Consider the following 5690-nt stretch of genomic DNA (forward strand, 5'->3'; position numbering starts at 1 on the left):
GCTTTCGGATTCCGTCCTATCCTTTCCAAGGTAGTTATCAATATATTTTGATATTTTCTGCATTCCTGCCTTCATTAGGTAACATTCATTTACTACTCATTTAAATTAAGTTCAGTCCTTCAGTATTACGTAAGACTTCTTGGTATTGCCAAGCTTGTATCCATACCTACTATGACCTCTGCTGACTTCTTACAGCAATTGTTATCCATAGTTCTGTAAAAAAAAAACTTTCCTATGTCTGTAAGACCTCCCCAGGTAAGAACAGTAACTTTCCCCTCATATACCTGCTATATTTACCCTAAATATCTCCGTACAACTTTGGACTTTAGTTTGTTATGCAACCTTATCCGATATTATTGGGCCTGATATAGTTTCTGCTGGTCAGGTCAAGGGTTTGCCTAGCGCTTCCTTCAGATTCCACCTTGCGATGGACACCCTTGCATTTGGCTAACACTTCCCGTTGTAAAGGCGTGTTCGGGACTTACACCCTAGAGTTACTACCCATGCTGGGCACACTAAAATAAGGGGTCTTTTTTTAAAAAAAGACCCCTTATTTTATTCTCTATAATAAATTGATTCACATCACAATTTGAAAAGGTAGTACCCTATGGTAATTTCTTTAACACATAATTCTGTGCTAAAGTTCCCTCAATGATGTTCCCATCGGTGTCTAACATTACTATGTTACCCTCTTGCACTTTAAACTGAGAGATTTGATCTTTACCTTTTAATGTCACAATAGTACCTGTTTTATCCCAAGTAAAGCTACCTGTTTCCTGCATGGTACCATCTTGTTTATCCATGTAAACATCTTCTCTTTGGAAAGTACCATCAGGGTTTAACACAATAGTTACTTTAATACCAGGACAGTCTGCACATGGAATCACCCCTTGATAAGTACCGTCCCAGTCTACAGAATTTTGGGTAGTATGTCCATCCTGCCCAGTAAACTCCTGAGCAGGCGTAGTTTGTTCTGTAGTGCTTTGCTGCTCTTGCTTTTCTTTTGTTTCCGTTTTACAAGAGGTAAAACTTAAGGCTATAGCCAAAGCGCCAAATACTAATAAATTTGATTTTTTCATAGTTTTAGTTTTTTATATAATCTGCATTATTACAGCCAAAAGGCATTAGGGTTTAGTGTCTTTATAGCTTAGTTATTATTATCCATTAAAAAGAATTACTTTCTTTTTATAGCTACATCAGCACCTTGAAAGAACTCTTGATTTGTTTGGTATATCTTATATTTTACTTGGTAATCTTCTGGTACGTAAACCACAATTGGCATACGACCATTGTAGCGCATTAACTCAGGTTTGGCATAAACAAACTCATATTTTTTGTCTCTATCAGGACATCCCATTAATGTAGAGGCTACATTCCCGTCTGTTGTAAAATCGTAATACTTATATCCCCATCCTTGAAGATCTTTACTATCTAATACTCCAGATAAAGAATACTTATTACATCCATCCACTTCCATATATTTACCTACATATAATTCCACTTTCTTGTTATGGTCTAAATCAGAATGCGGTACTTCTATAACCACTTGTTTATATCCTTGTTTTGGAACTGGGAATATGGATAAATCCATTTTATCCACTGTACTTTGAGCAAAAGCCCCGAAAGATACTCCAAGAGCAACTACTAATAATTGAATTTTCTTTTTCATAGTAAAAATTTTTAGTCTAACCAAAATGGAATCTTATCCAAATTTACTCATTTTTTACTACAACAAAAAGCATTATTATAAAAAAACTTCACATAATTGAGCCAAAATCCTTTCTTTAAACAAATAGATTAACAAAATAACACTTAGGATAAGCCCCTACACCTCTACCCTTAGGATTTTTAGCAATATGGTTTAAAAATTACTCTTATAAACTATGGAAATCCAAGCAGACCAGTACCTAACTGTGTTAAAAAAAGTTTTATACCTAAAGTTTTTAACGGATATTGATTATAAAAAACTAAACAAATCGTCTCATTTTTTCTATTTGCCCCAATAAAAACAATTGCTAAATAAAAGTTTTTTATTATTTTTTTAAAAAAATTATATTATTAGAATTATAGTTGTACATTTGCATCGTATTAAAAAGGTAGGTGATAACCATGTTTAATGCTTATCAAAGGCAATAACAAAGCAAGTAAGCTTTAACTAGTCCCTTAATAAGCTAAACTCAAACCTATTTTTTGATTCTAGTGAAGATAAATATTTACGACCTAAGAGTGCTGTGTAAAAAACGCACGATTACATTAGGTCATAAATGCAAGCAGTGCCCTCAATCAATTCGTATTTTAATACGCATTGGTATTTAATTAAAAAATAAAGAGTTAAATCTTTGTACATAATTCAAATAAAAGCCCTACATTTATATTAAGCTGAGATCGTTAATACAGCGATATATAAATAATTAATAACAATACTGTGTTTAACCTTTATTATAAGGCAAACACATTTAAGTGCAAATGAATTTCAAAGACCTTTCTCTTTCTAGTGCCCTCTTAGAATCTATTGATAAAATAGGCTATAAAACACCTACATCCATACAAAGCCAAGCCATTCCTGCTATACTACAAAACAAAGATATCATAGGATGCGCTCAAACAGGTACAGGTAAGACGGCTGCTTTTGCTATTCCTATTTTAAATCAAATTTCTTTAAACCCTTCCGATTCCAATTCTATTGCTGCTTTAGTGGTTGTCCCAACTAGGGAATTAGCCCTACAAGTTGAAAAGACCTTTAAAGATATTGGAGGACCTTTAAAAATTAGGACAGCTAGTATATTTGGTGGAGTTCCAGTTAATGCACAAATAAGAACATTAAGACAAAACCCACAAGTACTTGTAGCCACTCCAGGAAGATTATTGGATTTTTTAGGTCAAAAAATTGTAAAAATATCGTCAATTAAGTATCTTGTATTAGATGAAGCAGATCAAATGCTAGATATGGGTTTTATACATGATATTAAGAAAGTCTTACAATTAACCCCATTAAAAAAACAAACTTTATTCTTCTCAGCAACTATGCCTGAGCCAATTGAAAAGTTTGCAAACACGATATTAAAAAAACCAGTAAAGGTACAAGTGAAAGCTAAAACCTTAACGGCACAAAAAATAGCTCAATATGTGTATTTTGCTGAAAAAGAGCAAAAGAAAGAGCTTTTAAAAAGTTTATTACTAAATAATTCCCAAGAACAAATCTTAGTTTTTACTCGTACCAAGCACGGAGCTAACAACTTAGTAAAATACTTGCAAAAAGCACAGATTAAATCGGCAGCGATTCATGGCAATAAAAGCCAAAGTGCTAGAGTCAAGGCTTTAAATGAATTTAAAAGCGGTAATAATAAGATTTTAATCGCCACGGATATTGCAGCAAGAGGAATCGATATTGACAAATTACCTTTTGTAATTAATTTTGAGATTCCAAATGTACCTGAAACCTATGTTCACCGTATTGGTAGAACTGGAAGGGCAGGTAAAAGTGGAGTTGCTATCTCACTGTGTTCTGCACAAGAGAAAAACGACTTAAAGAACATTCAAAAATTAACGGGAGTTAAACTTGCGATCAAAGATCAGCAAGACTAATTCTTTAACCTTAAATCTATTCTAAATATGGCTGATTCTTTTTCTAAAAAGGAAAATTCTAAAAAAAAGGCGCAAAAGCTCAATGAGAAAGCAAAACGAAGAGAAGAGCGTAAAAGCAACAACAATAAAGGAAAGTCTTTAGAAGAGATGTTTGTTTATGTAGATCAAAATGGAAATCTAACCGATGTTCATCCAGATCAACAAAAAGAAGAACAACAAAAGTTTACTAAGGCTATCCAAAGGGATACAATAGACAAAGAACACACAGGGGTAGTTACCTATTACAGTGATAAAGGCTACGGGTTTATCACCCAAGACAACTCAAAAGATAGCTTATTTGTACACAGTTCTGATGTGAGTACACCACTTACACAAGGAGATAAAGTTAGCTTTATAAAACAAAAAACAACCAAAGGCTTAAGAGCCTTAGACGTGAAAATCATATAATAATTTTTAATTTTAATTACCATGCAAGAAGGAATCGTAAAATTCTTCAACGAAACTAAAGGTTTCGGATTTATTACTCCACAAGACGGAGGACAAGACATCTTTGTTCACACTACAGGTTTAAACGAATCTATCCGTGAGAACGACCACGTTGTTTTTGAAGTAGAAAAAGGAAAAAAAGGACTTAACGCTGTTAACGTTCGTAGAGCATAATTAATAAGGTATTACTCCTTTCGGGAGTATTACTTCTTTTAAGAGTTGCACTAATTTAAGGCCTAAAGGCTGTTATTACTAAGTAATAACAGCCTTTTTTCATATAGTAAATTCTCTTGTAATACTACCCATAAAAAAAAAGCCTCCCTATAAAGGAAGGCTTTTGATAATATGAACTTTTAAACATTAAAAAGGTATGAGTCGAAAAAATAGTATAGATGAATCTATATAAATACCTTTTTTGTATGCTTATATCACTTTCTTTTTTAAACCCTTTGAGTTAATCATTGGACTTTAAGACTACAAAAATACATATAAAGTTTCATCTATCAAACTTAAAAAAGCTAAATTATTACCTCTAGATAAAAAATTTTTACTTCCGTAGCAAAGTATCTTTGAGGTTGTTTTATCTTTTATAGGAGCCTCCCACTCTTCAATATCATTCAAACTTATTGCATAGCTTAGTTTTTATTAACCTCTATTAAGCTTTGTAAGGCCACAGAATACTAAAGAATACTAGAAAAATAACCTTCTAAAGACCTTAAATATAAGCAGAGCTTCTAAAGTTTAACATTTGCCGTTTTTTACTATCTTATTTTTCACTATATTTGTTTAGCAATCAAGTACATAAAAGAGAATATATTTCTATATACCACCTTAAAAAAGACTAAGGGTAGATAAATATTATTTTATCAAACCCACTTTTTTTTAAAGCTATATAAGAAACCCTCTCCAAGGCATTGTATGTAATACTAACAGTAAGTTTCGCTTTTCCCTTATTATAGAAAAATTTTACATTAACCACTAATCAAAAAAAGACCTTGTTTTTTTAAAAACAAGGTCTTTTTTATGTGTGCCCAGCATGGACAGTAACTCTAGGGTGCAAGTCCCGAACACGCCTTTACAACGGGAAGTGTTAGCCAAATGCAAGGGTGTCCATCGTGAGGTGGAATCTGAAGGAAGCGCTAGGCAAACCCTTGACCTGACCAGCAGAAACTATATCAGGCCCAATAATATCGGATAAGGTTGCATAACAAACTAAAGTCCAAAGTTGTACGGAGATATTTAGGGTAAATATAGCAGGTATATGAGGGGAAAGTTACTGTTCTTACCTGGGGAGGTCTTACAGACATAGGAAAGTTTTTTTTTACAGAACTATGGATAACAATTGCTGTAAGAAGTCAGCAGAGGTCATAGTAGGTATGGATACAAGCTTGGCAATACCAAGAAGTCTTACGAAATACTGAAGGACTGAACTTAATTTAAATGAGTAGTAAATGAATGTTACCTAATGAAGGCAGGAATGCAGAAAATATCAAAATATATTGATAACTACCTTGGAAAGGATAGGACGGAATCCGAAAGCTACCAAGACAGTGCAGACCTTTATTGGGATAACTGAAAACAACCTCATGGAAGTACATTTTAGTAGCGAGAATCTCCTT

The 5690-nt window shown here is 33.2% G+C and carries 6 protein-coding genes; 3 read left to right on the forward strand and 3 right to left on the reverse strand.

Annotated elements, in window-relative coordinates; all coding sequences use genetic code 11:
• Positions 1-605 precede the first annotated feature (605 nt).
• Together ACYSNX_RS12825 and ACYSNX_RS12830 are read right to left on the reverse strand one after the other, a co-directional pair.
• Complete coding sequence (locus tag ACYSNX_RS12825) at positions 606-1079, reverse strand: copper resistance protein NlpE (RefSeq protein ID WP_461755056.1); 474 nt, start codon at positions 1077-1079, stop codon at positions 606-608.
• 95 nt (positions 1080-1174) lie between these two features.
• Complete coding sequence (locus ACYSNX_RS12830) at positions 1175-1669, reverse strand: ecotin family protein (protein WP_461755057.1); 495 nt, start codon at positions 1667-1669, stop codon at positions 1175-1177.
• 797 nt (positions 1670-2466) lie between these two features.
• Here ACYSNX_RS12830 and ACYSNX_RS12835 point away from each other — a divergent pair.
• Genes ACYSNX_RS12835 through ACYSNX_RS12845 form a run of 3 tightly spaced genes read left to right on the forward strand, consistent with a single transcriptional unit; the run spans position 2467 to position 4245 of the window.
• On the forward strand, positions 2467-3585 hold the full coding sequence (locus ACYSNX_RS12835; protein ID WP_461755058.1) for a DEAD/DEAH box helicase: 1119 nt from the start codon (positions 2467-2469) through the stop codon (positions 3583-3585).
• 27 nt (positions 3586-3612) lie between these two features.
• A complete protein-coding gene (locus ACYSNX_RS12840; protein WP_461755059.1) occupies positions 3613-4032 on the forward strand; it encodes a cold-shock protein in 420 nt (139 codons plus the stop codon).
• Positions 4033-4053: 21 nt separating this feature from the next.
• Complete coding sequence (locus tag ACYSNX_RS12845; protein WP_461755060.1) at positions 4054-4245, forward strand: cold-shock protein; 192 nt, start codon at positions 4054-4056, stop codon at positions 4243-4245.
• Positions 4246-5507: 1262 nt separating this feature from the next.
• Here the strand turns inward: ACYSNX_RS12845 and ACYSNX_RS12850 are convergent.
• Positions 5508-5690: hypothetical protein (locus ACYSNX_RS12850; RefSeq protein WP_461755061.1), on the reverse strand; the 183-nt coding region annotated here is incomplete at its 5' end.

The sequence above is a fragment of the Myroides sp. LJL115 genome, assembly GCF_054871665.1.

Bases quoted from the DNA above. Each gene is read 5' to 3' on its own strand.
- ACYSNX_RS12825 (WP_461755056.1), bottom strand. From the start codon at position 1,079: ATGAAAAAATCAAATTTATTAGTATTTGGCGCTTTGGCTATAGCCTTA.
- ACYSNX_RS12830 (WP_461755057.1), bottom strand. From the start codon at position 1,669: ATGAAAAAGAAAATTCAATTATTAGTAGTTGCTCTTGGAGTATCTTTC.
- ACYSNX_RS12835 (WP_461755058.1), top strand. From the start codon at position 2,467: ATGAATTTCAAAGACCTTTCTCTTTCTAGTGCCCTCTTAGAATCTATT.
- ACYSNX_RS12840 (WP_461755059.1), top strand. From the start codon at position 3,613: ATGGCTGATTCTTTTTCTAAAAAGGAAAATTCTAAAAAAAAGGCGCAA.
- ACYSNX_RS12845 (WP_461755060.1), top strand. From the start codon at position 4,054: ATGCAAGAAGGAATCGTAAAATTCTTCAACGAAACTAAAGGTTTCGGA.